This window comes from Alishewanella sp. WH16-1 (assembly GCF_001441695.1).
In the GTDB taxonomy this organism is placed as follows: domain Bacteria; phylum Pseudomonadota; class Gammaproteobacteria; order Enterobacterales; family Alteromonadaceae; genus Alishewanella; species Alishewanella agri.
Window position 1 is genome coordinate 81,804 of sequence record NZ_LCWL01000147.1, and the last position, 24,815, is coordinate 106,618.

Annotated in this window: 25 protein-coding genes; 8 read left to right on the plus strand and 17 right to left on the minus strand. The window is 50.7% G+C overall.

Annotated elements, in window-relative coordinates:
- Nucleotides 1-85 precede the first annotated feature (85 nt).
- Nucleotides 86-1,543, minus strand: a complete 1,458-nt coding sequence (locus AAY72_RS16000) for an NAD-dependent succinate-semialdehyde dehydrogenase (RefSeq protein ID WP_057788890.1) — start codon at nt 1,541-1,543, stop codon at nt 86-88.
- Between the two features lie 80 nt (nt 1,544-1,623).
- Nucleotides 1,624-1,878 (minus strand): TIGR03643 family protein, encoded by a 255-nt coding sequence (locus tag AAY72_RS16005; RefSeq protein WP_197408434.1) that lies wholly within the window; start codon nt 1,876-1,878, stop codon nt 1,624-1,626.
- Between the two features lie 142 nt (nt 1,879-2,020).
- Here AAY72_RS16005 and AAY72_RS16010 point away from each other — a divergent pair, with 142 nt between their 5' ends.
- Nucleotides 2,021-2,530, plus strand: coding sequence for a lipocalin family protein (locus tag AAY72_RS16010; RefSeq protein ID WP_008985473.1), 510 nt, complete (start codon nt 2,021-2,023; stop codon nt 2,528-2,530).
- Nucleotides 2,531-2,592: 62 nt separating this feature from the next.
- Here the strand turns inward: AAY72_RS16010 and AAY72_RS16015 are convergent, their stop codons facing one another.
- Both AAY72_RS16015 and AAY72_RS16020 read right to left on the minus strand, forming a co-directional pair.
- Nucleotides 2,593-4,053 (minus strand): aminoacyl-histidine dipeptidase, encoded by a 1,461-nt coding sequence (locus AAY72_RS16015; RefSeq protein ID WP_057788891.1) that lies wholly within the window; start codon nt 4,051-4,053, stop codon nt 2,593-2,595.
- Between the two features lie 152 nt (nt 4,054-4,205).
- Nucleotides 4,206-4,829, minus strand: a complete 624-nt coding sequence (locus tag AAY72_RS16020; RefSeq protein ID WP_057788892.1) for a LysE family translocator — start codon at nt 4,827-4,829, stop codon at nt 4,206-4,208.
- Between the two features lie 228 nt (nt 4,830-5,057).
- Here AAY72_RS16020 and AAY72_RS16025 point away from each other — a divergent pair, with 228 nt between their 5' ends.
- Entirely contained in the window at nt 5,058-5,663 is a 606-nt protein-coding gene (locus AAY72_RS16025) for a DUF502 domain-containing protein (RefSeq protein ID WP_057788893.1), read from the plus strand.
- A gap of 39 nt (nt 5,664-5,702) precedes the next feature.
- Here the strand turns inward: AAY72_RS16025 and AAY72_RS16030 are convergent, their stop codons facing one another.
- Nucleotides 5,703-6,122 (minus strand): acyl-CoA thioesterase, encoded by a 420-nt coding sequence (locus AAY72_RS16030; protein ID WP_008609222.1) that lies wholly within the window; start codon nt 6,120-6,122, stop codon nt 5,703-5,705.
- 175 nt (nt 6,123-6,297) lie between these two features.
- On the opposite strand from AAY72_RS16030, the gene AAY72_RS16035 reads away from it, so the two are divergent.
- Nucleotides 6,298-7,215 (plus strand): DMT family transporter, encoded by a 918-nt coding sequence (locus AAY72_RS16035; RefSeq protein ID WP_008609228.1) that lies wholly within the window; start codon nt 6,298-6,300, stop codon nt 7,213-7,215.
- Between the two features lie 68 nt (nt 7,216-7,283).
- Here the strand turns inward: AAY72_RS16035 and AAY72_RS16040 are convergent, their stop codons facing one another.
- The 3 genes from AAY72_RS16040 to AAY72_RS16050 form a co-directional block, all read right to left on the minus strand.
- Nucleotides 7,284-8,114 carry a DNA ligase gene (locus tag AAY72_RS16040; protein WP_057788896.1) on the minus strand — a complete coding sequence of 277 codons (831 nt, stop codon included), beginning with the start codon at nt 8,112-8,114 and terminating at the stop codon, nt 7,284-7,286.
- A 107-nt stretch (nt 8,115-8,221) separates the two neighbouring features.
- A complete protein-coding gene (mtgA, locus tag AAY72_RS16045; RefSeq protein ID WP_057788903.1) occupies nt 8,222-8,920 on the minus strand; it encodes a monofunctional biosynthetic peptidoglycan transglycosylase in 699 nt (232 codons plus the stop codon).
- Nucleotides 8,921-8,946: 26 nt separating this feature from the next.
- Complete coding sequence (locus AAY72_RS16050) at nt 8,947-9,906, minus strand: YihY/virulence factor BrkB family protein (RefSeq protein ID WP_057788905.1); 960 nt, start codon at nt 9,904-9,906, stop codon at nt 8,947-8,949.
- Between the two features lie 251 nt (nt 9,907-10,157).
- On the opposite strand from AAY72_RS16050, the gene AAY72_RS16055 reads away from it, so the two are divergent.
- Nucleotides 10,158-10,556, plus strand: coding sequence for a nucleotidyltransferase domain-containing protein (locus tag AAY72_RS16055; RefSeq protein WP_057788907.1), 399 nt, complete (start codon nt 10,158-10,160; stop codon nt 10,554-10,556).
- 136 nt (nt 10,557-10,692) lie between these two features.
- On the opposite strand, the gene AAY72_RS16060 is transcribed toward AAY72_RS16055, so the two are convergent.
- A complete protein-coding gene (locus AAY72_RS16060) occupies nt 10,693-12,942 on the minus strand; it encodes an exonuclease domain-containing protein (RefSeq protein WP_057788909.1) in 2,250 nt (749 codons plus the stop codon).
- Between the two features lie 4 nt (nt 12,943-12,946).
- Nucleotides 12,947-13,918: a calcium/sodium antiporter gene (locus tag AAY72_RS16065; RefSeq protein WP_008985462.1), complete on the minus strand. Its 972-nt coding sequence runs from the start codon at nt 13,916-13,918 to the stop codon at nt 12,947-12,949.
- 134 nt (nt 13,919-14,052) lie between these two features.
- Here AAY72_RS16065 and AAY72_RS16070 point away from each other — a divergent pair, with 134 nt between their 5' ends.
- On the plus strand, nt 14,053-14,235 hold the full coding sequence (locus AAY72_RS16070; protein ID WP_040291982.1) for a hypothetical protein: 183 nt from the start codon (nt 14,053-14,055) through the stop codon (nt 14,233-14,235).
- A gap of 27 nt (nt 14,236-14,262) precedes the next feature.
- Here AAY72_RS16070 and AAY72_RS16075 read toward each other — a convergent pair whose 3' ends face one another.
- Nucleotides 14,263-15,087, minus strand: coding sequence for a zinc-dependent peptidase (locus AAY72_RS16075; RefSeq protein ID WP_369815373.1), 825 nt, complete (start codon nt 15,085-15,087; stop codon nt 14,263-14,265).
- Nucleotides 15,088-15,170: 83 nt separating this feature from the next.
- On the opposite strand from AAY72_RS16075, the gene AAY72_RS16080 reads away from it, so the two are divergent.
- A complete protein-coding gene (locus AAY72_RS16080) occupies nt 15,171-15,641 on the plus strand; it encodes a TerB family tellurite resistance protein (RefSeq protein WP_057788913.1) in 471 nt (156 codons plus the stop codon).
- A gap of 2 nt (nt 15,642-15,643) precedes the next feature.
- Here the strand turns inward: AAY72_RS16080 and AAY72_RS16085 are convergent, their stop codons facing one another.
- From AAY72_RS16085 to AAY72_RS16095, 3 genes are all read right to left on the minus strand, one after another.
- A complete protein-coding gene (locus tag AAY72_RS16085) occupies nt 15,644-15,967 on the minus strand; it encodes a hypothetical protein (protein ID WP_008985458.1) in 324 nt (107 codons plus the stop codon).
- A 90-nt stretch (nt 15,968-16,057) separates the two neighbouring features.
- Nucleotides 16,058-17,239 carry an ABC transporter permease gene (locus AAY72_RS16090; protein ID WP_057788915.1) on the minus strand — a complete coding sequence of 394 codons (1,182 nt, stop codon included), beginning with the start codon at nt 17,237-17,239 and terminating at the stop codon, nt 16,058-16,060.
- Nucleotides 17,236-18,168 carry an ABC transporter ATP-binding protein gene (locus AAY72_RS16095; protein WP_008985456.1) on the minus strand — a complete coding sequence of 311 codons (933 nt, stop codon included), beginning with the start codon at nt 18,166-18,168 and terminating at the stop codon, nt 17,236-17,238. Before AAY72_RS16095 ends, AAY72_RS16090 begins: the two co-directional genes overlap by 4 nt.
- Before the next feature lie 211 nt (nt 18,169-18,379).
- Here AAY72_RS16095 and AAY72_RS16100 point away from each other — a divergent pair, with 211 nt between their 5' ends.
- Together AAY72_RS16100 and AAY72_RS16105 are read left to right on the plus strand one after the other, a co-directional pair.
- Nucleotides 18,380-19,333 (plus strand): D-2-hydroxyacid dehydrogenase, encoded by a 954-nt coding sequence (locus AAY72_RS16100; protein ID WP_057788918.1) that lies wholly within the window; start codon nt 18,380-18,382, stop codon nt 19,331-19,333.
- A 47-nt stretch (nt 19,334-19,380) separates the two neighbouring features.
- The gene (locus tag AAY72_RS16105; RefSeq protein ID WP_057788921.1) at nt 19,381-21,414 is read left to right on the plus strand and encodes a tetratricopeptide repeat protein; all 2,034 of its coding nucleotides are present in this window, start codon (nt 19,381-19,383) and stop codon (nt 21,412-21,414) included.
- On the opposite strand, the gene AAY72_RS16110 is transcribed toward AAY72_RS16105, so the two are convergent.
- The 3 genes from AAY72_RS16110 to AAY72_RS16120 all read right to left on the minus strand — a co-directional run bounded on the left by AAY72_RS16110 (nt 21,397) and on the right by AAY72_RS16120 (nt 24,792).
- Entirely contained in the window at nt 21,397-22,245 is an 849-nt protein-coding gene (locus AAY72_RS16110; protein ID WP_057788923.1) for an RluA family pseudouridine synthase, read from the minus strand. The genes AAY72_RS16105 and AAY72_RS16110 overlap by 18 nt on opposite strands.
- Nucleotides 22,246-22,281: 36 nt before the next feature.
- Nucleotides 22,282-23,295: a hypothetical protein gene (locus AAY72_RS16115; protein WP_057788925.1), complete on the minus strand. Its 1,014-nt coding sequence runs from the start codon at nt 23,293-23,295 to the stop codon at nt 22,282-22,284.
- Between the two features lie 105 nt (nt 23,296-23,400).
- A complete protein-coding gene (locus tag AAY72_RS16120) occupies nt 23,401-24,792 on the minus strand; it encodes a PhoH family protein (protein WP_057788928.1) in 1,392 nt (463 codons plus the stop codon).
- Nucleotides 24,793-24,815 lie beyond the last annotated feature (23 nt).

Genomic DNA, 24,815 nt, shown 5'->3' on the forward strand with positions numbered 1-24,815 from the left:
GTTCCTGTCTGTCATGGCTATTTAACTACGGTTGCAGTTGTTCGTTTAGCATAAGTGTAGTAGAAAACTAAGCGGAAGTAGTGACTTACCTAAGCCCGCCTAAGGCTAAATATTTCAGGGAAGTATAATCATCAAGCCCATATTTTGAGCCTTCCCGGCCATAGCCGGACTGTTTTACCCCTCCAAAAGGCGCAGCAGCATTAGAAATAATCCCGTCATTAATCCCCAACATCCCAAACTCTAATGCTTGTGCCACCCGAAATACCTGCCCCAGCTGCTGACTATAAAAATAGCCGGCCAGGCCATAATCGGTGGCATTGGCCAGCGCAATCGCTTGCTGTTCAGTACTAAAGCTGGTTATCGCCAACAGCGGCCCGAAAATCTCTTGTTGGAATAGCTGCATCTGCGGCGTAACGCCGGTCAACACCGTCGGTTCAAAAAACAAGGCTCCGGCCGGATGTGGGTTGCCGCCTAGCCGCAACTGCGCGCCATGCTGCAGTGCATCGTCCAGTAACTGCTGCACCTTAGCCACAGCTTTAGCCTCTATTAAAGGCCCAATAGTTACGTTTGGGTCAGTGCCGGCACCGACTTGAAGTGCCCGCACTTTAGGCAATAAGATTTGCAGGAACTGTTCGAGAATACACTCGTCAACCAATACCCGGTTGGCACAAACACAGGTTTGGCCGGCATTACGAAACTTGGCGGCGATTAACCCCTCGGCAGCAGCGTCCAGATCGGCACTGGCAAACACGATAAAGGGTGCGTTGCCACCCAACTCCATACTAACGCGTTTCACGCCATCAGCGCACTGTTTTAGCAGTTGCTTTCCCACCGCAGTGGAGCCGGTAAAACTAAATTTGTTTACCAGCGGATGCCGGGTTAACACTTCGCCAAGTTGTTGGGCCGCAGTACCGACCAGCACATTAAAGATGCCGGCCGGTACGCCGGCACGCTGCGCCAATTCGGCACAGGCCAGCGCCGACAACGGCGTTTGTGCTGCCGGCTTCACCACAAAACTACAGCCCGCAGCAAGGGCGGCGGCAGCTTTGCGCATTAACATCGCATTGGGGAAATTCCATGGGGTGATCGCCGTCACGACACCTAATGGCTGACGCAATACCAGGATCTGTTTATCGGGCGCGGCCGGCGGAATAATATCGCCATAGAGACGTTTTGCTTCTTCAGCAAACCAGCTTAGGTAAGCAGCGCCATAACGAATTTCTGCCCGGGCCTCCACCAACGGCTTGCCTTGCTCCAGTGTCAGTAATAACGCCAGATCCGCTTCATGTTGCTGCAGTAGCTGTTGCCAACGTAATAATATGGCCGCGCGTTCCGCAGCGGGCAGTGCCGCCCAGGCTGGCTGCGCGGCTGCTGCAGCTTCAACGGCAAAAACGGCCTCAGTTTCGCCCGCTTCGCTAACCGTTGCTAACACTTCACCACTCGCCGGATTAACGACTTGAAAAACGCCTGCTTTTGACGCCAGCCATTGGCCGTTGATATAAGATGTGGTTTTAAGTAACGCCTGCTCAGTTAAGGCTAGCATTAGCGGCCCCCTGCTTATAAAGGAATAACCGCTATTAAAACATGCCCTGCTGAGGGAATAAACCCGCCGATTGTTCGCACTTAGCGTTTATATTGGGTGGGGCAATAAGCGCGGCTAATCTCAGGGTTTCGCAATTTCAGATGTTTGGTTTTACGGCCACTGACTCTGGCCCGCCATAGCCGAAAACTACTAGCTTTTAATTCAGCCCGCATAAAGCGAATTAGCGCGTTTTCATTCAAGCCATATAGGTTTTCAATAACCTCGAAGGGGGTACGATCTTCCCACGCCATTTCGATAATACGCGAGCGTTGTTCATCACTAAAGGTCACTGGCATTCTCCATCAGCGCATAACGCTGGTACAGCTCAAGTGTGGCAAATTTCGAAAAATATTGAGGGCCATAATGACTTCTCAAAAAACCATAATGATGATTAAACGTATAAACTAAGCTAACCGATTGCCTGGCAGGAAATTTTTTATGCGTATTTATTGGCTGTTATTGTTATTACTCGCGGGTTGCACCAGCGTGCCGGATAAAGTCACACCGGTTAGTCCCTTTGAGCTGGAGCGCTATTTAGGTAGCTGGCATGAAATCGCGCGGCTGGATCACTCGTTTGAACGCGGTTTAACGCAGGTAACGGCGGAATATAGCTTGCGTGATGATGGCGGTATCAGCGTCCTTAATCGGGGCTATGATGCCGCAAAAGAGCGTTGGAAAAGTGCAACCGGCAAAGCCTACTTTGTTGATGACACTAATACCGGCCGCTTAAAGGTATCGTTCTTTGGGCCTTTTTACGGCGGTTATAATATTGCCAAGTTGGATCCAGATTACCAGATAGCCCTGGTGGTCGGTCCGAATCTCGATTACGCCTGGCTGTTGGCCCGCAAGCCGCAGTTATCCGCTGCAGAATGTGCGCCCTATCTGGCCGAAGCCGAACGCATTGGCATTGCCCTGGATCAGCTGATCTGGCTAGCGCCTTGTCGCTAGCGCAAAAAAACGCCGGCACTGCGCTTTGCACAGGCCGGCGTATTATTACTGTAAAAATGAAATTAAGCTTTTGCCGGGATCCGCTCTAAAACCGCCAGCAGCAGCTGCCAGTACTGACCGACAGTTTCGATATTGACCATCTCATCCGGACCATGTGGGTAGCGGATAGTTGGGCCAATCGACACCATATCCATCTCTGGGTACGGCTTTTTAAACAAACCGCATTCCAAACCAGCATGGATCACCATAATCACCGGCTCTTTGTTATAGATTGCCTGATAGGTATCTTTAACAATCGCCATCACCGGCGAAGCTGGATCGGGCTTCCAACCCGGATAAGCACCACTGAACTTCACCGCAACACCGGTCAGGGCTGCTAATGATGCCAGGGTGCTCTCAACCTGCTCGCGGCCGGAGTCGATCAGCGAACGGATTAAACAGACCACCTGAACGGTATCGCCGGTGGTGGTAACGACCCCCAGATTTAATGACGTTTCTACCACACCGGCAATATCGTCGCTCATCCGCACAACGCCGTTCGGGCAAGCATTAAGCAGGTGTAAAACCTTATGCTGGCTGGCATTATTCATCACCTGGGCCGGTAAAATGGTCTCAGCAACCGCAAACTTAATCGCCGGCTCTACCGCTGATAGCTCCTGACGGATCAGGGTTTCAAAGGCTGCCACCGCATTTTCCAGTAAGACTTTTTTATCTGCTGCAACGGTAATGGTCACGCCGGCCTCGCGCGGAATCGCATTACGCAATGAACCACCGCTGATTTCACTGACTTTCAAATCCAGAGTTACCGCCTGCTCAACCAGAAAACGCGCCAGTAATTTATTCGCATTGCCGCGGCCTAAATGAATATTCACCCCGGAGTGGCCACCTTTTAAACCACTCAGATTTAAGCGATAAGCCTGATGCCCAGCCGGTACCGGTTGCCATTGCATGGGGATACTAAACTCGGCATCGACACCGCCGGCGCAGCCCATATAGATTTCGCCTTCCTGCTCCGAGTCGGTATTAATCAGGATCTCGGCGTCGAGCAGGCCGGCTTCAAGGCCAAAAGCACCGGTCATACCGGCTTCTTCGTCGATCGTTAACAGCACTTCCAACGGACCATGTTTAATGTCGTCACTACCTAAAATAGCCAGCGCCGATGCCATACCAATACCGTTATCTGCACCCAGCGTGGTGCCCCGGGCCGTGACCCATTCACCATCGACATAGGCATCTATAGGATCTTTAGTAAAGTCGTGTACCTTATCGGCATTTTTTTGCGGCACCATATCCAGATGCGCCTGGATCACCACGGTTTTACGGTTTTCCATCCCCGCTGTGGCCGGCTTTTTAATGATCAGGTTGCCTACCTTGTCTTCCACGACGGTTAAACCTTTATCGCGGGCCCAGGCCTGAATATGCCGGCTAAGCGCCTGCTCATGCTTGGACGGATGTGGAATAGCACAGATTTGGGCGAACCATTGCCATAGCGGCTGCGGGTATAAACTGGAAATCGCGGTCACAACAACTCCTGATGTAGGGGCAGAGAAATTATCGTGATTTTATCACAACCTCTAGCGCAGGCGCATAAGCCACCGGCTAATCGCCCGCGGGCTGCGATTAATAACGTAAAGCGGGATAGACAGTCGTCAGCTATTTCTTACAACTGACGGCTTTAACCCACTAACATCCAGATTGCGACGCCAAACATCAGGCAGGCGCCAATGCGGTTTAAATACTGTAGCCGGTTGGTTTTCGTCAAAAACAGCGCCAGCGCCTTGCCGCCACTGGCATACAACAGCATAGAGCCAAACTCCAGCAGCAGAATAATGGCCACCAGCACCAGCAATTGCGGCCAAAACGCCAGTTTGCTATCGATAAAGGGCGGTAATAACGCCATATGAAAGGCCCAGCCTTTGGGGTTAGACACGGCGGTAATAAAGCCCTGACTAAACAAGGTGCGCCGCGGTAACAACACCGGCGCTGTGCCCAGCTGCGGCAGCGCCAGTTTACCTTTGGCACGCCACATTTGGATGCCAACATAAGTTAGATAGGCGGCACCAAGCAGCTTAAACCACTGAAACAGGTCCGGAAACTTCAGCATCAGAGCGGCTACACCTAATACCGCCGCCATGGCAACTAAACCCACGCCCAGCATCTCGCCCCACATCATCCAGAAGGTACGACGCACGCCCTGACTCATCCCCAAGGTCATGGCCAGCGTCATACACATGCCCGGCGTAACAGAGACAAATAAAAAGGTGGGAATAAAAGCGCCCAATAATGTCAGATTAACCATAAGTACCCCGGTAGACTCGCCGCTTATTCTGGCGACTTCTGCGTATTGCAGCAATAGCTAAACTAACTTTTAGATTATCCTGTTCAACCGCACGCCTCGTTTTGCAATTAAAACAGTGCCAGACATTCAAAATCTAACCGCCAAAGGCCAACCAGCCCCAGACTGGCGCCCACTTCCTGATCACTGTTATGCTAGCGCTACTTTGACTGTTGCAGATTGAAATCCCTGATGAAAATAGTGGTAAGAAGTTTATTAAAAGGCCTGGCGATTGTACTGCCGTTAATTATTACTATCGAGCTACTGCGCTGGCTGCTGACCACGATCGAAAGCGTACTCGCACCTGTGGTGCAATTGCTGATCCCGGCCACCTGGTATCTGCCTGGCACGGCAATACTGTGTTTTGTCATCGCCTGTGCGGTAATTGGTTTTAGCTCGCGCTGGGCTGGTGTGAACTGGCTCTGGCAGTTGCCGGGCAAGGTATTAATGATACTGCCGGGCAGCAAACAAATTTACGGCATGTTGCAAGATTTAATTGATGTGATGGCCGGCAAGAATTTTAGTGATGGCTCGGTGGTGATGGTGAAACTGCCCTCATCTGAGATTGAACTGATTGGCATTGTTACCAAACAAGGCGGCCAGGCAGAGGATCGGATGTCGTCACTGATGCAGGAAGAACAACTGGCGGTGTTTATCCCGATGGCCTATAACGTCGGTGGCTACACCATTATAGTGCCACGCAGTTGCACCCGCAGCCTTGATATGAAGCCCGCCGAAGCCCTGCAACTGGTGCTTAGCGGCGGCTTGGGTAGCAGTAAAGCACCGGGGAAATCATAAGCTCAGCTATCGAAGCCCGCCCCCCGGCGTTGCTTGCTGTTATTCGAGATCCAGATTTAAAGTGCGCAGCTCTTTTAACGTCTGCGACTGCAACATCTCTAAGGTTTTATGGTGCGGTTCTGGCCGTTGCGTTTGTGCGTCTACCCGCACAAATACTATATCATCGGCAAAGCAGATGGTTTTTTTGGTGGCCTTGTTACGCACCAGACAACTTACCGTAATAGAGGTTCGGCCCACCGCTTTGGTGGCCAAACCAAACTCGACCACATCACCCAGCTTGGCCGGGCTTTCAAAACTGATGGCGCCCATATGCTTGGTCACCAGGCTATTGGTTTCTAACTGACAAATGGCGTAAATCGCCGCTTCCTCGTCTATCCATTCTAATGCCCTGCCACCAAAGAGGGCATTGGCATAATTTAAATCACCTTGCATCACCAACCGACGGCTTAAAAAACGCATCTTCTCACCTGTAACATCATTGTTTGAACCTTAAGTATATCCCTGTTGGCGTATTGCACCAATCAGCCAATCCCCTGAAAATCAGATTAATAATTTTTCTTCGCTGACTACTGTTTTCAGTTTGCACAAGGCTTTATGATCGCAGCCCTATTATTGCCGTGCGCGATCACCTTCGATGCAAAATATCCTGCTGTATCTGATTACCGTCCTGATTTGGGGTTCGACCTGGTTTGCCATTGAGTTTCAGCTGGGCGAAGTGGCCATTGAAGTCTCGTTGTTGTATCGCTTTGCGCTGGCTGCGGCACTGATGTGGCTGTACTGCTGGTATCGCAAGCTGGATATGCGTTTTTCGCTGCGCCAGCATGGCTTTATTCTGCTGCTGGCCAGCCTGAATTTTGCGCTGAATTTCCTGTTTATCTATCAGGCGCAGCAGTATCTGACCTCTGCCATGACGGCGATAGCCTTTACAACTATGTTGCTGATGAACATTATTAACACCCGGCTGTTTTTCGGCAAACCGGTGGCCAAACGCATCTATTTTGGCGCCCTGCTCGGCATTGCCGGCATCGTTGTGTTGTTCTGGCCGGATCTGGACGGTATCGATTTCACCAACACCAGTTTACTCGGCTTAATCCTGATCTTATCCGGCGCTCTGTCAGCGTCCTTTGGCAATATGGTCAGTGTGCGCAATTCGCGGGAGCAAATGCCGATTATGCAGGTCAATGCCTGGGGTATGCTGTATGGCAGCCTGGTGCTGCTGGCCGCCGCACTAATCAAGGGCCACAGCTTTACTTTTAGTACTGAGCCGGCCTATCTGCTGTCGCTGGTCTACCTGGCGGTATTTGGTTCGGTGATTGCTTTTGCCAGTTACTTTGCGCTGCTAAAACAAATTGGTCCGGAAAAAGCCAGCTATACCATAGTACTGTTCCCGTTAGTAGCAGTGGTGCTAAGTACCCTGTTTGAAGATTTTCACTGGACCAGTTACACCTTTAGCGGCTTTGCGCTGGTACTGCTGGGTAATGCCATCGTACTAACGCCTTTTGACCGCATTCGGGCCCTGCTTAACCGTGAGCAGCCAAAGCTAGCCAACTGAGGTGCGTAGCAGAGTTAAGTCGCTTTGAAACCTATCGAGGTACCAGCGTAAAAACGATAGCAGCCTTGCTAGAATGCCTGTCGCTCTCGTAAAAATCGGGCGAAGCGCGGTATCCCATTGCTGGTGTAACCATTATAACGATAAGTAATTTCGCTACCGATGGCCGGCGGTGTTTGCCGCAGGGCATCGGTTAAGCCGCTGCCAATAGCAAACTCCAGCCCTTCAGGTGTTCTGACAATAAGCGCCCCTACCATGCCCTGATATTTCCCCCTACCAGGCCGATAGCCAATCACTGTCGCTTCGGCATCCTGATAGGTTTTAAGTTTAAGCAAATCTGCGCTGCGGCCGGTTTTATAGTGCGCATCCTGATGATGCAGCATTAAACCCTCAGCGCCAGCCTGCTCCAGCTGTGCCAACGTTGCCAGTAAGGTTGCTCTGTCCGCAACGCGAAACTGCGGTACTACCTGCAGATAAGGGCTATTTTGCTGCTGTACCAGCAGTTGCATCATCCTGATCCGTTCAGTAAAAGTCCCCTCTGCCTGCGGCAGCTCAAAAATATAATAGGCTAACTGCTGCCACTCACTGCTCACTGGCTGCTGCTTGCTCACCGTACTTAAGATTTGTGCAAACTGCTGCCTGGCAAGCCACAGCTCACCATCGAGCGGCCGTGGTGGAAAGTCTGCGGTAAACCAGGCTGGCGCCTGAATAATATTGCCACCACGGGAAATCAGCTGTTTGCCATCCCAGTAAGCCCGCACACCATCCAGCTTTTCACTTACCCAATACTGACTGACATCAATATTATCCTGATAATCCTGTGCCAACAGCAGATCAGGCTTTGTCACAGCCAAGAGTGGAAAACTACCGAACACCAGCAAGAAAATTAACATTTTAAACATTATTTTGCTTCCTTTATGCAAAATAATGAGTGTAGCTGCTAAGCGCCTGAGCGCAACTTAGCTGGATACTGGCCAGACGGAAAACGGCGACAAAAGGCTAACGCGGGTTAATCCAGTACCGGTTTTAGATAGCCTGCGCCCAGTTGCCGCATCTGTTGTTCAACCCAACTGACGCGTTGCTGTAGGTAGGGTGTTAACTGATTCGGATCGCGCCGGCGCGGGCTTGGCAACAGCACTGCTAATCTGGCAGCCTGATTGCGGCTTAACTGGCTGGCTGATTTACCAAAGTAATACTGACTGGCCGCTTCCACACCATAAATACCGGGTCCGAATTCGGCGATATTCAGGTATACCTCCAGGATACGCTTTTTGCCCCAAAGCACTTCCAAGCTCAGCGCTAACGCTGCCTCCAGTCCTTTTCGCAGCAAACTGCGGCTAGGCCATAACAACAGGTTTTTTGCCGTTTGCTGAGTAATGGTACTGGCACCACGCAAACCGCCGCCATCGTCAAAACGCTCCAACGCATTACGGATTTCATCGATATCGACACCAAAGTGCTGCGGGAAGCGCTGATCTTCTGACGCCACCAGCGCCAGCGGTACATGTGGCGGCAATTGTGCAATGCTGATCCACTGCTGCTTAACCGGATACGGGCTTTGTAACATAAAGGCGGTGGTAGGCGGCGGCACAAAACGTAAGATCAGAAGTAAAATTAAGACCAACGCTAACAATAGCAGTGCCAGCTGCAAGGCACGCCAACATAGCAACCCCAGCCAACCGAATGCACCGCGCTTCTGCTCTGTCATCTTGCCTCTTTAGTCACTTGCAACCGTCAATTGTTAGTACCCGTTTGCTCATTCGGCGGCGGGTCGATGATAAGCTCCCGGTGCACACATACCGCAACCTTCTTCGGCCGGATAGGCTTACCTCGCCCTTCCAGATGAGCACGGGTAAAGGCTGCACCAAACAACAAAATCATCGAAGAATAATTTACCCATAGTAGCAATAATGCCAAAGAACCGGCAGCGCCGTAAGCCGAGGCTGTCGCGGTATAGGCCAGATAAACAGAGATAAAAGAGCGGCCGATGGTAAATAGCAAGGCGGTAATAAAGGCGCCTAATAGCACGTCACGCCAGGCAAGCAGTACGTCGGGCAAAATTTTAAACATGGCGGCAAATAGCAAGGTGATCACCAGTAACGATAGCCCCCATTCCATACCCACCATCGCCCAAGCGGGCACGGGCAACCATTCCTCCGCAAATGCCATTACGCTGCGCAGTGCCACCGACAGCAGTAATGACACCATCATAATAAAACCAATCGCCAGAATAATGGTTAAAGACAGCAAGCGGCTTTTCAGCAGCGCCCAAAGATTGTTACGCTTTGGCCGCGGTGCTACACCCCAGATCTGATTCAGCGATTGCTGCATCTGTGCAAACACTGTGGTAGCACCAATAATGGTGGCAACAATACCGACTAACGCCGGGACAAAACCACTTTGATCAATTTGCGAATTGACGACCGCGGTTTGCACTACACCGGCCGCTTCTGACCCTATAGTTTCCTCAAGCTGGGTAAATAACTCCCCTTGCACGGCCCGCTCACCGATAACCAAGCCGACCAGTGCCACCACGACCACTAAAATAGGCGCAATCGAAAACACCGTAAAAAATGCCAGCGCGGCAGCATAAATAAACGCCTGGCTATCCAGCCAATGCCGAAAGGCTGCCGCCAGAATACTCAGCCAGTGTCGCACTGTGTTGGGAAGTTTATTGAAGATATTACTCAGCATGCCCGATATTACCTTTGCCGCGACGCGCGCTTTATTTCTGTTTGTGTCAGTGGTCTATGATAGCAAGAAAGTGTCAGCACAAAAGTCAGTTTAGCCATTACCATGGAGGTTATCGCTAAGCTTGCCTGTTAAGACACTAAATCACAATCACTTAGGTCAAGCCTAGTACCCCAGAGCTGACCATTTGCCCTACTCTAGAGCAAGGGTTACACTGCGTTTATAAGCTAACCATCTGCAACGCGGGGCCCGGTTTGAATTTCTTACCAATACTGCAGTTACTACAACAACGTTTGCCAAATTTAATGGCAGTTTACGCCTTTGGCAGCCAGATACAGGGCACCGCGGATAAAAACAGTGACTTAGATTTAGCTGTGCTGGTAGCAGGCTATGCTGATGTGATTGAACTGTGGGATATTAGCAGTGACCTGGCTGAGCTGGCGAACTGCGAAGTCGATTTACTCGACTTTCGCGCCGCCACTACCGTTATGCAGTATCAAATCCTCACCACCGGTAAATGCCTGTTCGCTATCGACAGCAGCGTCGGTATATACGAAGCCATGGTGTTATCGCAAATGACGGCATTAAACGAAGCCCGCGCTGGTTTATTGCAGGATATCAGAGAACAGGGAGCAGTGTATGGCCGTAACTAAGCTACCGGATGATGTATTACTGAATAAAGCTGCGACTATCGAGCGCTGTGTTAAGCGAGCACGGGATGAATATCAGCAAGCTCCGGTTGCTCAGCAAAGATGAGGCTTTTACATCCTCACCATAAGACCTGTTGACCTAAACCAACTGGCGACGGGCATTAATCAGCTTTAGCAGCTCTACCGTGGCGGTGGCATCAGCCAGGGCGCGGTGGTGGTTATTAAGTTTAATGTCAAACTCTTCACACAACTTACCCAGGCTATAGGATTGCAGTCCCGGGTAATAGCGGCGCATATTAACTACCGTGCAGAGTTGCGGCATATCGAATGTGATATCACAGCGGGCAAACTCGCTGCGAATAAAACCATAATCAAACTTGGCGTTGTGCGCCACAAACACCGCACCGTGTAAAAATTCGGCAAGCTTATCGGCAATATCAGCAAAGGTGGGCGCATCGGCCACCATGGCGTTGCTGATACCGGTTAAGCGGCTGATAAAAGACGGGATAGTGCGGCCAGGATTAAGCAGGGTGCTAAAGGTGTCTAACACCTCGCCAGCCTGGACTTTTACCGCGCCAATTTCAATCACCCTGTCGGTGCCAGCTTTGCCGCCGGTGGTTTCGACATCCAGCACCACATAGAGCCGGTTGGGGTCGACTATCCACTGCAGTTTTTCAATCCGGGCGTTAAAACCGGCGTTATTCAGCGCTAGCAGCCGGGCTAACTGGTGGCGCTGAATTTTATCGCCGGGCGCTTTAACTTCGATAAACTGCAGTTGCTGCTCTTTAATCAGCAATAAATCCGGGTAGCCACTGCTATGGCGGTTAAAGTCCTGCGCCATGGCGCGCAGTATTGGCGCAAGAGCACTCTCAGCCTGTTCGCCGCTTTTGTCATTTTCGCCATTTTTGTACTGGCCGCGCGGCGCGTATTGCAGCAACGGTAATAGCTGTTCAGCGAGATCGCTATGCCAGTAAAACAGGCTATTGGCTTTGCCATAATGCGCGGTTAACGCACTTAGCAGGATGGTTGCGGCATTTGGCGTGGCTAGCTGCGTTAATTTATGCTCGATGGTTGTTTGAAATTGCGGATAAAAGCCCCCCGCACTTAAATTACGCGGTCGGCGCTCAAAGGGGTTATGTAGCGCACTGTCTTGGTGCTCAAAGAGTTCATGCCAGAACCACAGACCAAACAACGCCAGCCAAAGATTGTTTTCGCTATGAAACACCCGATAACCGAGCGCCTGATAATGCGCGATAAGCCCGGCTTCTGCTTTGCCTAAATAGAGCTCGTCTACACCAATTTGCGGGGCGGCGTGCAGCAACTGCGTGAGTTGCGAGCGGCGCGGGCTGTTGTTATCAGCACTAAATTTACGCTGATAAAAATCGTCAGCAAATAACCATTCTTCATCACAGCTGGGATCCTCTAACAGTTGTTGCAGGTGCTGTTGGCACTGCGTTTTATCGCCTTGTTGCCAATATAGGCGTACTAAGCGCTCACTAGCCGGAAAACCGTTGCTTTGCTGGTAAAAGGCCTGCGCCAATGCTAGCAGTTTCTGCTGCTCAGCCAATTTGCCAAGCTGATAGCAGCGTTCGCTGCGTTTGGTCACGAGCTCCGGAGTAGTGCCAGACGGCCACAGCTGTACTTGTTCCAGCCATGGAGTTAACAGCGATTCGGCATCAGCCGGCTGTTGCTTTAGCTGTTTACTTAAATCGGCCAGTACCAGTTTGGCTTGCGCTAATTGAAAAGCCAGCTCAGCGGTCGCCAGCTCGGTAAAACGCGGGCTAAATTGCTGCTTAAACTGGCCGGTTTGCCGGATCCCCAAATCGCGCAGGGTAAACAGCGAAAGGTTAGACTCGACCCGTCCAAAATAAAGAAAATACAGATAATTAAGCGCATCCAACCGTTGCAATGCCACATACTGTTGCGGCAACTGTGCGATCAATACCAGCCAATCGACCGGCAACGCTAAAGCCGCGCGCAGCAGTACCGGCTTAGTGTGGCTTTTTTTGACGTCAAGCGGAGATGCCAGTTGCGGCTGCGCCAGTTCTAGCAACTGCCATAGTGTGTCTTTGGTGAGTCGTAGCCAAAAATCAGTAAGCGTATCTTCGGTCACCGCAGCAAGAAAGCCAGCATGTTGCAGTTCAGACAATAGCGGCGCTACCGGTCCAATTTCGGCATAGTACAGCTCACTGTCAGCAAACACCCGGCCTTTACGATTGAGCATCCGCACCAGCAGCTGTTGCGCTGGCATGCTGAGCTGTTCGAAATCGGCAAGCCAGGTGCTGGCAGAAGGTGTCAGACAAGGGCCATAATGCGTCTTTACAAACTGCAGTAACTCCTGAAAGTGCTGCAGATAGTAACGGGCATCCAGCTCCGGTCTGACCGCCATGCGTTTAACTAAGCACCGTGCTAATCAGATAGCCGGTATAACCGATAAATATCGCCAGCAACAAGGCGCCTTCAACACGGTTAATACGGCCTTGTTTTTTATAGCCGTATCCCATCACGAAAATGGCTGCCGTTAATACCGCCATCAGCGTCCAATCACGGGTTAATACCACCGCTTCAACTGCCATCGGCTCAATGGCCGCAGCTATACCTACTACCGCTAAGGTATTAAACAGGTTAGAGCCAATCACGTTACCCAGTGCGATATCATGCTCGCCTTTTTTAATGGCAATAAGTGATGACGCTAGCTCAGGCAGCGAAGTCCCGACGGCGACCACGGTTAAGCCGATAATCAGATCACTGACACCAAGGCTTTGTGCGATAAAGACTGCGCCGTACACCAGTAACCTTGACGCCAGGATCAACAGCGCCAGACCTACCACCAGCCAGATAATGGCTTGTTTTAACGTCATACTCTCAGCAGCGGCCAGTTCATCCCCCATCTCTACCGCCATCGCATCCTGGGGATTACGCATGCCCTGCCACACCGACCAACCCATCAACACAAAGAACACCCCAAGCAGACACCAGGCATCGAAGCTGCTTAATTGATGATCGAATAATTGCCAGCCGGCGAATAGTGTCACCAACATCAAAATCGGTAGCTCTTTGCGAAGCACTTGCGAGTTCACGGCGATTGGGCTTAACAGCGCGACCAACCCGAGGATCAGCGCAATATTGGTAATATTGGAGCCGTAGGCATTACCCAGTGCCAGTGCCGGATTACCATCAGCCGCTGCCATGGCAGAGACCACCATTTCCGGTGCTGAGGTACCAAAACCGACAATCAACATACCGATTAACAGCGGCGGCATACCGGCATACTTTGCTGTCGCCGCAGCACCATCGACAAATTTATCCGCGCTCCACACCAACAGCGCCAAACCCGAAATCAGAGCTAACACGGCCCACAACATTGCTTGCGTCTCCAGAGAGTGAATTGGGTTTAGTGTAGCATGACGCAAAATTGACTAATAGCGGGCCGCACAGCATTTTTTGCAGCAAAGTCGGCAGGCTGTTAAGCTGCAACAAAAGCGAACAGGAGACCTTTATGGCGTTGATCGGCATCTTAGCGGTATTATTTTTGGTATTGTTTTTACTGTTACCCCTACTGGAAAAATACGGTAGCAAGGGAGAACAAGCAGAGCAGGATTATCGCAAGTATAGTCGCTGGATCCTGCCATTAGTTGCGATTCTGCTGCTGGCGCAACTGATCAAAATGCTGTTTAGCTGATTAGCTGATTAGCTGATTAGCATAACTTTAGTGCCAACTCAGTGGATTAAGGCGGTAAAAGCGGCTTAATAACTGATAAAGATCGGGATGCTGCGTCGATAGCTCTGCTGGCCGCTCAAAAAATATCTCGGTCAGCACGGCAAAAAACTCTGCCGGATTAGTCGCACCATAAGGATCAAGCAATACCGGTAAGCCCTGTGCCACCTTCACCTGTAACTCATTAAAGGCCTGCTGCATCACCGCAGACCATTGTTGATAGTCACTGCTGCGACTCAGCACCGGCGCACCTTGTGTCGGGCCTTGCTCCTGATCCAGCTGATGTGCGAATTCGTGGATCACCACATTATGACCGTCATGCGGATCCGCAGCACCGGCCAGGGTATCCTGCCAACTAAGAATCACCTTACCCTGCCCCCAGGACTCACCACTGAGTACCCGCCGCTCCTCGCACACTAAGCCTGCGGCATCGGTTTGCGCACTCTCGACAATAAAAGCCGCCGGGTAAATCAGAATGCTTTTCAGCTCGGGGTAATAGTGATTCGGCCGGTTCAGCAACAATAAGCAGGCTTGTGCGGCAATCGTCACCCGCATTTCATCGCTAACCTGCAAACCATCACAACCAATAAAGACTTTTTCGGCGATAAAAACCTGGATATGCTTTTTCAGCTGTAATTGCAAATCTGCCGGTAAGGCCCGAAAATATGGCATCCGTTGTTTCAGTATTTTGCGCCAGGCTTCCGGAAAAGGCTTTGCCAGCACACGACGGCGCTGCCACTGTCGCCAGTAGGGTTGCCCGACGACTAAACCAATAATCAATATTGTCAGTACAGTTAAAATAACGAGCGGCAACACGGTGCTCCGGTAAGGTCAGGCGAACTCTTTTAGTGGGGCAGCGTCTGATAAAAATCAAGCATCGACCCAATTGGAGATAAGTATTGTTTAATTTCCTGAAAAATCTGCTGGAAAAAGCCAGCGAGGGCTTAGCGGGCAGCGCCGGGCAACAGGCAGTCTGGCAAAACGCCGGCCTGAGCGAAACCCAATTTATGGCAGTGGTGTTATTATTGCAGCTCAGTCATGCTGACTTTGACAGCACCGAGCAAGAACAACAGCTGGTGCTCGGCTATCTGCAACGGGAATATCAATTAGCTCCCGCTATCGCACAGCAGGTGCTGGCGCAGGCCAATCAGTTAGCCGCGGATGCGACCTGCCTGCATGCTTATACGTCTAAACTTAAGGTGCTGTCGGAGACCGAGCGCTTGGCGCTGCTAAATCAGCTGTGGCAACTGGCCTGGGCCGATGGCAGTGTTGATCCGAATGAGGAGATGATGCTGCGCAAAGTTGCCGATTTACTGTTTATCCGTCATAGCGACTTTATTAAAGCCAAGCTGGCGAATCAGCCAGCTTAGTGTTAACGCGGTTCTGACTCGTCTTTGCGTAATACTTCGCCTTCAATAACATTACCGTGGGCAGAGCGATTGTCACTGTATTGCTGCTGTTGATAACGCTCCGCCTGCGCCCGGAATTGCCGCATCCGCTGGCGGTGACGGTAGAGTAAAATCGGGATCAGGATCCAGCTTAGTAGCAGTGCAAACAACAGAAAAAACGCCCCCACCAGTAACATCACACCCAGCACTAACCACGCCAGTAAGCGTTGCAAAAAACTGCCCTGATTACGCAACTGAAACTGGCGCTGCCAGGCCGACGCTTGCTGGCGAAATGAAGGATCAAACATAGCTTTCCTTTAAAATTTAAACAGGCCGGTTCGCATAACCGACCTGTCAACATCATATCTGCTTTGGCTGAGTTTAGGCGGAATAGTTCATCAATCTGCCTTATTACTCAGCGCCCAGCGCATAATATCGCCCCAGCTGGGTTCTTTGCCATACATTTGCATACCACGTAAAAAGATCCGGCCGGCAACCCGGCGCAGCCAGTATAAGGTTGCAACGAGTAATAATAGCGATAACGCGGGCTGCCACCAGGGCAATTCCACCATCGCCAGTCGCACCGGCATAGCGGCAAAGGACGTAACAGGTAACCAGCTGAGTAAGGTCATCGCCCAGCCGGTCGGGCTATCAATCACCAGATAGGTAAAGAGTAGCGGTAGCCAGGTAATCATCATCACCGCGCCCTTGCCACTGGTATTCGGATCATCGATAGAGGCGGCGATGGCCGCCATAAAGGTCGCGCAAAGTACCACACCGAGCAGCGCAAAGGGTAACAACCAGGCCACCACACCAAAGTTCAGCCAGTCCAACTGTAACGGCTTATTCGCAAATATCAGCACACCCACCACAAAACCTAATAGCATCATGAGCGTGGTGGTAAACATCGCTTTTAGTGCACTCAGGCTGTGCCCAAGCACCTTACCGTCAATCCACTGCTGCGGCGTGACAATCGCATACAGTTGCTCGGTGACCCGTTGTTGTTTTTCACCGGTGATGCTCATCAACAACTGGCCAAAAGCGGTGGATAATCCAATTAACAGCATAAATAACACTGCTAACGCAATCAGCTTCTCCGGCCGATCTTTGCCCTTGTAGTTGTCATCCAGAAAACGCATTTCCAGCCTCACCGGCTGTTGCAGTTTAGTTAGCTGAGCTTCAGTCCAGCCTTGCTCAGCGGCATATTGCTGACGGTAATATTCCTGCAGCACTGTTTGCAACTGTTGCTGCCATTTTTTACCGGCTTTGGTGTGAATAATTACCTGTTCTGACGTCGGCTCAAGCACGGCATGCCAGGTTTCATCAGCTTGCAGTTGCTGCAATTGCTCAGCAAAACTAATGGTCGGTTGCTGAAATTGAAACTGCTCGGTACTTTCAATCGCAAAACCGGCCGGCACGGCAATCCGGTATTGCTGGCGGCCTTCATCCACAAAATAACTCCAGGCGAAGACCGCACCCATTACCCCAAGCATAATCAGATAAGAAATCAGCTGCTGTTTCCATTTAAAAAAGCGTAAGAACTCCCATTTCGCCACGGTAATGCTTTGTTTCGAAATCATACTGCTGGCTCCTGCTGCTGATGTTGGCTCATGGCATTCAGATAGAGCTGATGCAAATCCGGGTTTTGCATCGTCACCGCTCTGAGTGGGCAATGGGGTAATAAGCGCTGCAAGCAGTCGGATAGCTGGCCACTGCCCGACAGTTTCAGGGTGAGTCGTTGTGGCGCAGTCAGTTGCCAGTCCAAATCCGGCAACCATTGTTCCAGCTCGGCCGGCGTTAACGCGCGCTCAGTCTCAATTAATACCTCAGGCTGCGGCTGGGCCTGAGTACGAATTTCACTCAGGGTGCCTGCCAATACGGCCTTACCCTTGGCCATCAGTAACATATGATCAGCCAGTTTTTCGACCATCGCCATCTGATGGGCACTCAGAATCACCGTCATCCCCTCGGCCCGCAGCCTTTGTAAAAACTGTACAACCTTTTCCTGATTGATCGGATCCAAGCCAGAAAAGGGTTCGTCCAGGATAACCAGCGCCGGCCGGTGGATCACTGCCGCAATCAGCTGCACTTTTTGCTGATTGCCTTTCGACAATTGTTTTAATTCTTCTTTACGCCGGTCAGTGAGCTCAAATACCGCCAGCCAGTGTTCCAATTGCTGCTCGGTTTCCGTGGCCGACAAGCCATGCAACTGCGCCAGATAACGCAGATTTTTTTCCACACTTTTATCAATATACAGCCCGCGGTCTTCCGGTAAATAGCCCAGATAACGTCGCGGTACATGATCAAATACTTCATCACCGTGCTGCACACTGATACTGCCACTGTCTGGTCGGGTCATGCCGACCAGCATCCGGATAATTGACGATTTACCAGCACCGTTGGGGCCAAGTAAGGCAAAAATTTCACCGGGACGAATTTGAAAGCTCACCCCTTGTACTGCCTGCACTGTGGCATAGCTTTTTTGAATATCATTCACTGTTATCTGCATCTTGGCATGACCTGTAAGTATTTTTATTTACTGTATCAGCTCTCACCCGTAACGTAAAAAACAGATTTGTTAGCAATTATGTAATAAAGCGTACGAATTTCAGCCGATGAAACTGAATTTTCGACCATAGTCGCAACCTTTACAGCTGCATTAGATCGCAAGCTATGCTAAAACAGCAGTTTATAAAATAGCGAAGCTGATCAATCTCATAATGCGTTACAACATTGTATTTTTAGATGCGGCCTCCCTGGGAGATGCCGACCTAGCCGCACTACAACAACCTGGATGTGAACTACAGCTGTTCCCGTACTCTGCACCAGCGGATATCGTTGACAGACTGCAGCATGCCGACATTGCCATTGTCAATAAATGCCGGTTGGATGCCGCCGTGCTGGCACAACTGCCGCGCTTAAAAGCCATTATGGTTGCCGCCACCGGTATGGATAATATTGATTTAACCGCTGCGGCAACGCAGGGGATCCAGGTGTTTAATGTCCAGGACTACGCCGGTACCGCAGTGCCACAACATGTTTTTGCGCTGCTGTTAGCCCTGAGTAATCAGCTGAGTCAGTATCAGCAGGCAGTGCAACGGGGCGACTGGAGCCGCAGTCAGAATTTTTGTTTGCTCGATTACCCAATGTTCGAGTTAGCCGGCAAAACCATGGTGATTGTTGGTTATGGTAGTTTGGGTCAGGCCACAGCGGAGCTGGCTAAAGCCTTTGGCATGCGGGTGTTAATTGCCGAACGTCCGGATGTCACAGAGGTTCGCCCGGGTCGGATCGCCTTTAACAACGCGCTGGCACTGGCAGATGTGCTATCTTTACACTGCCCTCTGACACCGGCAACACAGCATTTGCTTAACCGGGAGCGACTGGCACAATTAAAAGCCGGGGCTGTGCTGATTAACACTGCCCGAGGCGGTTTAATTGAAACCGAAGCCTTAATCGCAGCCCTGAAATCCGGTCAGCTGCTGGCCGCAGCACTCGATGTGCTGGAAACTGAGCCACCGCCGGCTGAGCATCCGTTACTGCAATGTCGTTTACCGAACTTGTTGCTTACACCCCATATTGGTTGGGCAAGTCGGGAAGCACGAACAAGAATGGTACTGAAAATCGCAGCCAATATTCAGAACTTTGTTAACAGCAGAATGGAAACCAGACGGTAGACTACAGCCTCCAGTCTGGCTGGCGTCCCAGATAATAAGAGCAACTCATGCGTATTTTAGCGATAATTTTTATAGTGATCTTCAGTAGCCCGTCACTGTGTGCTACCAGCTTATCTGAACGTTTGCGCGACGCCGCCAGCAGTCAGGCTGCGGCGGAAAAAAACATCGAAGCCCTGCATACTCAGGCGACCGATCAGCTCAGCACTGAGGATTACCTGGTGCTGTCAGAAAGTTATCAAACGCTCAATAATCGTGATGCCGCCCTGGACGCGGCCAGTAAGGCTGAGCAGTCAGCGGTCACACCTTATTTAAAAGCGTTAAGCTTTTATCATAAAGCACAGATCCACGGTATTTATTACCAGAACGCCGAGATGGCAATCCAACAACTCGTTGCGGCAGAACAGATTTTAATCAACGCCGAAGACAAAACCTCACAACTTTTACTTAACGATGTACTGCATAGTTTTGCTTCTGCTTATAACTTGCGTGGTCAACTGGCTCAGGGGTTAACCTATGCTGAGCGCAGCTTAAAACTTGCCCGTCAATTAAATGAACCCGCGCGTGAATTGAATGCATTGATTATCGGCGGCCGGCTGGCACTGCAAAACAATCAGTACCAACAAGCATTTTATTATTTGCAGCAAGGCGTAACCTTAGCATCTAAGCTGGAGGATAATGAGAGCCTGGCCTCATTGCATTTTCGCCTCGGCATGGCCTTTCGCAAACTGGATCTGCACCCGGAAGCGCTGGAGCATTTTCAGCAGGCGGCAGAACGTTACCGGGCTCTGGATCGCCAATCTAATTATGCTTATACCCTGATTTATCTGGCCGAGACCTATCTTGAGGAGCCGGTGCAAACCGACAAAGCAGAGCGCTTATTGCAAGAAGCCAAACTGATCGCTGAACAGCAACAACATGTCTTGCGCATGGCGTTAGTCAACTACAGTTTGGGGCGGGTGGCCCTGCTGCGCGAGCAATATCCAGCTGCTGAGCAATTCTATCAGCAAGCACTACAACAATTCCGCCAGGTTAATTCAGCGACTTACACACTGGAAGCGGCTCTGGCACTGGTCAGACTGTACTATCAACAACAACAGTATCCGGCCGCCACGGCATTATTGAACGAATTAAGCGCGAATATCGCTGAAGCCGCAACTTATCTGCAATTGCGCTTTTATACCAGTGCCGCGCTGTTAGCGGCGGCGAAAGGCGATTGGCAGCAAGCGTACCTGGCCCAGGAAAAAGCGACTACGCTGAATCAGCAAGAATTGACTGAACACTTACAACAACAAATGACCCAGTTAAAGGGCAGTCTGACGCAGAGCTCTGACCAAACAGATGTCCGCGAAGAGGTGCTGGCATTGCAGCAGCAGTTGTCTGCGGCTGAATCCCGGCAGTTACTCCTGCAATTGTTGCTGGTAGGTCTGATTTTCACCGCCTTCGTGATCTGGCAACTCTACCGGCGCCAGCTGCCGGCGGGGCCCTTACCCAGCCAGACAGAGCTGACGCCACGGCAATGGAGTCAATTCAGGGATAAAGTAAAACAACAGACGGCCAACACGCCACTAAATCTGCTGCTACTGTTACCACGTGAGCGCACCGCTCTGCAACAACGCTTTGGCCGCAAGATTATCAATACTCTATTGCAACAGGTACGGCAGGAACTGGACTTGCCAGAGGTATCAGCTTGTTACAGTGGCAGTGAAATGCTCTGGCTGGCGACACCAACAGAGCATGCCGATGCATTAATGCCAAAAGCCCAGCAATTGCTACAACAGAAACTGACTGCCCTCGGCGCTGAACCGCGGATTATTTGTACTAACCTGTCATTGGCAACCTTATTGGGTGAGCACTGGCAAAAAGACGATTTAAGTGCACTGCCAGAAGTCATTTGGTTTAGCTGGCACCTTGCATCCAATTCTCAAGCGGAGCAAGCTACCTGGCAGTTAGAAGTAGAGGCATCGCATCCACGTCCCTGCGAATGGCAGGCTGAAAATTTACGCACGGATATGCTGAATGCCTGCAAACTGGGTGAGTTACAACTTTGGCTGAACGGGCAAGAATTAAAGGCCAGACTGTAACACATCAAAGTAGTACGACGCTGGCAACGTAAAATGTTGCTGGCGTCGCGTAAGCGGACAGTTAAAACCTAAGGCAATGGCTTGTAACGCCAGACCTGATGCCGACTTGTTTCCTTTGCCGTATTGCGGATCGCCCAGCACCGGATGCCCCACTGCAGCAAAGTGTCGTCGGATCTGATGTTTGCGCCCGGTAATGAGTTGTACTTCGCATTCGCTATAATCCTGATTGGCATCATAACGCAGCACACGAAAGCGACTTTCGCAGGCTTTACCATCCAGCGACTGCCGGATAACGGCCTGACTTTGTAAATCTGCGGCCAGCTGCCCCTTTACCCGTATCCAATAGGTCTTATTGATTTGTTGCTGTGCAATCAGCTTACTCAGCGCTGCTGCGGCTTTTTTATTATGTGCCAACATCACTAAACCGCTAGCTTCACGATCCAGGCGATGGAGTAAAAAAATCGGCCGCGCAGGCTGCAAATGCTGCTCGGCGTAACGCATTAAACTCAGATGGTCACCCCATTCATTACCCTGACTCAACATACCTGGCGGTTTAAACCAAATACTGTATTCCCGCTGATCAAACAATAACCGGGCAGGTGTACATTGGCGTTGCAGCAGCTCAGCATCATAGTGCAGAGCCAGTTGAGCGCCGGGATTTAGCATAGATTGGGCGCGCCGCAACCGCTTGACCGGTTTGGTTAACAGTTGTACTGCCCCTTTTTGCATTGCATCTTTTAGCCTAGCCTTGGCAAGTTCAGGCACCTGAGCGGCCAGTAGCTCAATGGCACTGCCTGCAGTGGTCGCGGTAATCTGACGACTTATTTTCATGCTGCTCCAACAGCAGCTTATCTTAGCTGCGCGTTATCAGGGTTTGAGACGGGTGATCTTATCAAACATTTCTTCCCAACCACCAGGAATATGCCTGACCCCACCCTGATCTCGCGCTAACCGCTCAATATGGATCCCCAACCGCTGCAATGGCTGTAACACTTTTTGCTTGTAGCGGTAAAAAAACGCCAGCAAGGCAGCCGCCAATACGAATAAATAACCAAACCAATAGCCAAGAAAGCCTGCCATCCCCTCACTAATCAGACCATGACGCTGCTCCAGCATCACCAAAGATAAAGGTTGTTGACCGATCCGTTGTAACTGCAACAAGCGTTGCTCTAACTGACTGCTCGCGGCAACGGTGCCTCCCAGGATCTGACCACTTTCGTCCAGTAACAGAAAATCAGCCTCCGGCGTTACCTTCTGCAACGGCTGCAAAAGCGCTGGGATATCAACAACAAATAACAGTCTGCCGGTTTCGCCGGAGGTAAATTTCAGCGGCGTGCTAAAAATCAGTTTATTGTCATCAGATTTGCTTAGCGCCACTTTGTTGTCAGCACTCAGATTGCCAGCTAGCCAGGGGCTGAGCGCCTGGATTTGTAGTAATGACAGCTGCTGTGGCTGCAAATAAATAAAGCCGCTATCAGAAGTGTAAAGCACCCGCTCTAGCCACGGATAAAGCAGGCGGCTGGCGTTAAAGGCGCCGGTGTTTACCTGCAGAAAACTCCGCTCCACCGCAGAAGCACGTTGCTGCGCATCAGCTTCTGTAAGTGTTTGTCCATCGCGATTATACAATGTTAAAGGTAACGCCGGAATGATAGGCGAGTGACTCAGCGCCTGCTGTTGTAACCATTCACCCAGTTTTAGCAAGGGTGCCAGTTGGATATCCAGCTGTAATGCTTTTAATTCTAATTGCTTCGCCTGCCGGGTCATCCGCTGGTCTAGGGTCAATAAGAAATGGATAAAAGCGGCTCCGACCGAGAGCAATAAGATAAACACCAGAGCGATGCGCAGATTACGCTGAAAATCGCTGGTTGCTGGATTCTGCATCGGCAGTCCTTGCTGCAGGTTAAGATAGTGACAACATAGTATTTTTTTCAGAATAGTCAAATAGCGGCGATAGCACCAGCCGCTATCTGCCAGCTGAAAAGTGACCTATAAGTTTGCCTCGGCAAAAGACGCCAGCCGACTGCGCACCACGCCATTTAAATTGATGGTGGTACTGCCTTCAAAGTTTTTAAATCGCTCTACGATATAGGTCAGGCCAGAGGTCACCGCGGTTAGGTAATTGCTGTCAATTTGTGACAGGTTACCGGAACAAATCAACTTAGTGCCTTCACCACAACGGGTAATAATGGTTTTTAACTGGGCGGCGCTGAGATTCTGACACTCGTCCAGAATGACTATCGCATTCTGAATGCTGCGACCACGCATAAAGTTTACTGATTTAAACTGAATATTGGCTTTTTCCATAATGTAGTTAACGCTGGCATGCGGGTGTTCGTCAGTTTTGTGTAACACTTCCAGCGAGTCGGTGATAGCCGCCAGCCAGGGCGCCATTTTCTCCTCTTCGGAACCTGGTAAAAACCCTATCGACTCGGCAATTTCCGGGGTATTCCTTGTTACAATTACCTTGTCATACAGCCCTTTTTCAATCACCAATTCCAGTGCTGCCGCTAAGGCAATGAGCGTTTTACCACAACCGGCGGGACCGGTCAGGATCACCAGATCCATCTGCGGATCCAACAACGCCTGCAGAGCCATCGCCTGATAGATATTTTTCGGATGGATGCCCCAGGCATGACGATGCATTAGCCGTTCAACGCCATAATCAGCAATTTTCAATTCCTGCTCTGTAATAGCCAACACCTTACCAGCAAAAGTTTCAGCTTCATCAATCAGGTATTCATTTACATAGGCATTGGGTAGTACTTTACGACTGACGTAATGCACCACCTCACGCCCTTCATTTACTGTGCGGCATTCGCCAACCTGTGACCAAAACTCGCCGCTAAACTTGTAATAGCCTTTGTATAGGAACCTGACATCGTCGATTAATTGATCGGTACGGTAATCTTCGACCAGTTTTAACCCGGCGCCCTTAGCTTTCAGCCGCATATTGATGTCTTTAGTGACCAGTATGACTTTGACCGGACTCTTTTCGCGCTGTAAATAAAGGGCAGTGTTAATAATCAGGTGATCGTTTTCACCACCGGGTAAGCCAGGAATTTCATCTTTTAAATGGTGGTCGTTGATAATAAAGATATGCCCGCTGGGTCTTTCATCACTGCGGGCCGGTAAGGCGACACCGTGCAACATTTGCTCCGGCGAAGCATCTTTGAGCACATCCTCCAGCGCCCGGATCGCCACCCTGGCGTCACGACTGACATCCTTATGCCGGTCTTTAATATGATCCAGCTCCTCCAATACCGTCATCGGAATCACGACATCATGTTCTTCAAAGTTTAGGAAAGCGAAAGGTTCGTGTAGCAGTATGTTGGTATCAAGGACGTAGATTTTCTTTTCTTTCGATTTTTTCCGCGCCATAGGCACTGCTCCTTTATGTTCGT

Excerpts from the sequence above, each read along its gene's own strand:
- AAY72_RS16000 (WP_057788890.1), bottom strand. The coding sequence starts at position 1,543 with ATGCTAGCCTTAACTGAGCAGGCGTTACTTAAAACCACATCTTATATC.
- AAY72_RS16005 (WP_197408434.1), bottom strand. The coding sequence starts at position 1,878 with ATGCCAGTGACCTTTAGTGATGAACAACGCTCGCGTATTATCGAAATG.
- AAY72_RS16010 (WP_008985473.1), top strand. The coding sequence starts at position 2,021 with ATGCGTATTTATTGGCTGTTATTGTTATTACTCGCGGGTTGCACCAGC.
- AAY72_RS16020 (WP_057788892.1), bottom strand. The coding sequence starts at position 4,829 with ATGGTTAATCTGACATTATTGGGCGCTTTTATTCCCACCTTTTTATTT.
- AAY72_RS16025 (WP_057788893.1), top strand. The coding sequence starts at position 5,058 with ATGAAAATAGTGGTAAGAAGTTTATTAAAAGGCCTGGCGATTGTACTG.
- AAY72_RS16030 (WP_008609222.1), bottom strand. The coding sequence starts at position 6,122 with ATGCGTTTTTTAAGCCGTCGGTTGGTGATGCAAGGTGATTTAAATTAT.
- AAY72_RS16035 (WP_008609228.1), top strand. The coding sequence starts at position 6,298 with ATGCAAAATATCCTGCTGTATCTGATTACCGTCCTGATTTGGGGTTCG.
- AAY72_RS16040 (WP_057788896.1), bottom strand. The coding sequence starts at position 8,114 with ATGTTTAAAATGTTAATTTTCTTGCTGGTGTTCGGTAGTTTTCCACTC.
- mtgA (WP_057788903.1), bottom strand. The coding sequence starts at position 8,920 with ATGACAGAGCAGAAGCGCGGTGCATTCGGTTGGCTGGGGTTGCTATGT.
- AAY72_RS16050 (WP_057788905.1), bottom strand. The coding sequence starts at position 9,906 with ATGCTGAGTAATATCTTCAATAAACTTCCCAACACAGTGCGACACTGG.
- AAY72_RS16060 (WP_057788909.1), bottom strand. The coding sequence starts at position 12,942 with ATGGCGGTCAGACCGGAGCTGGATGCCCGTTACTATCTGCAGCACTTT.
- AAY72_RS16065 (WP_008985462.1), bottom strand. The coding sequence starts at position 13,918 with ATGTTGTGGGCCGTGTTAGCTCTGATTTCGGGTTTGGCGCTGTTGGTG.
- AAY72_RS16070 (WP_040291982.1), top strand. The coding sequence starts at position 14,053 with ATGGCGTTGATCGGCATCTTAGCGGTATTATTTTTGGTATTGTTTTTA.
- AAY72_RS16085 (WP_008985458.1), bottom strand. The coding sequence starts at position 15,967 with ATGTTTGATCCTTCATTTCGCCAGCAAGCGTCGGCCTGGCAGCGCCAG.
- AAY72_RS16090 (WP_057788915.1), bottom strand. The coding sequence starts at position 17,239 with ATGATTTCGAAACAAAGCATTACCGTGGCGAAATGGGAGTTCTTACGC.
- AAY72_RS16095 (WP_008985456.1), bottom strand. The coding sequence starts at position 18,168 with ATGCAGATAACAGTGAATGATATTCAAAAAAGCTATGCCACAGTGCAG.
- AAY72_RS16100 (WP_057788918.1), top strand. The coding sequence starts at position 18,380 with ATGCGTTACAACATTGTATTTTTAGATGCGGCCTCCCTGGGAGATGCC.
- AAY72_RS16105 (WP_057788921.1), top strand. The coding sequence starts at position 19,381 with ATGCGTATTTTAGCGATAATTTTTATAGTGATCTTCAGTAGCCCGTCA.
- AAY72_RS16110 (WP_057788923.1), bottom strand. The coding sequence starts at position 22,245 with ATGAAAATAAGTCGTCAGATTACCGCGACCACTGCAGGCAGTGCCATT.
- AAY72_RS16115 (WP_057788925.1), bottom strand. The coding sequence starts at position 23,295 with ATGCAGAATCCAGCAACCAGCGATTTTCAGCGTAATCTGCGCATCGCT.
- AAY72_RS16120 (WP_057788928.1), bottom strand. The coding sequence starts at position 24,792 with ATGGCGCGGAAAAAATCGAAAGAAAAGAAAATCTACGTCCTTGATACC.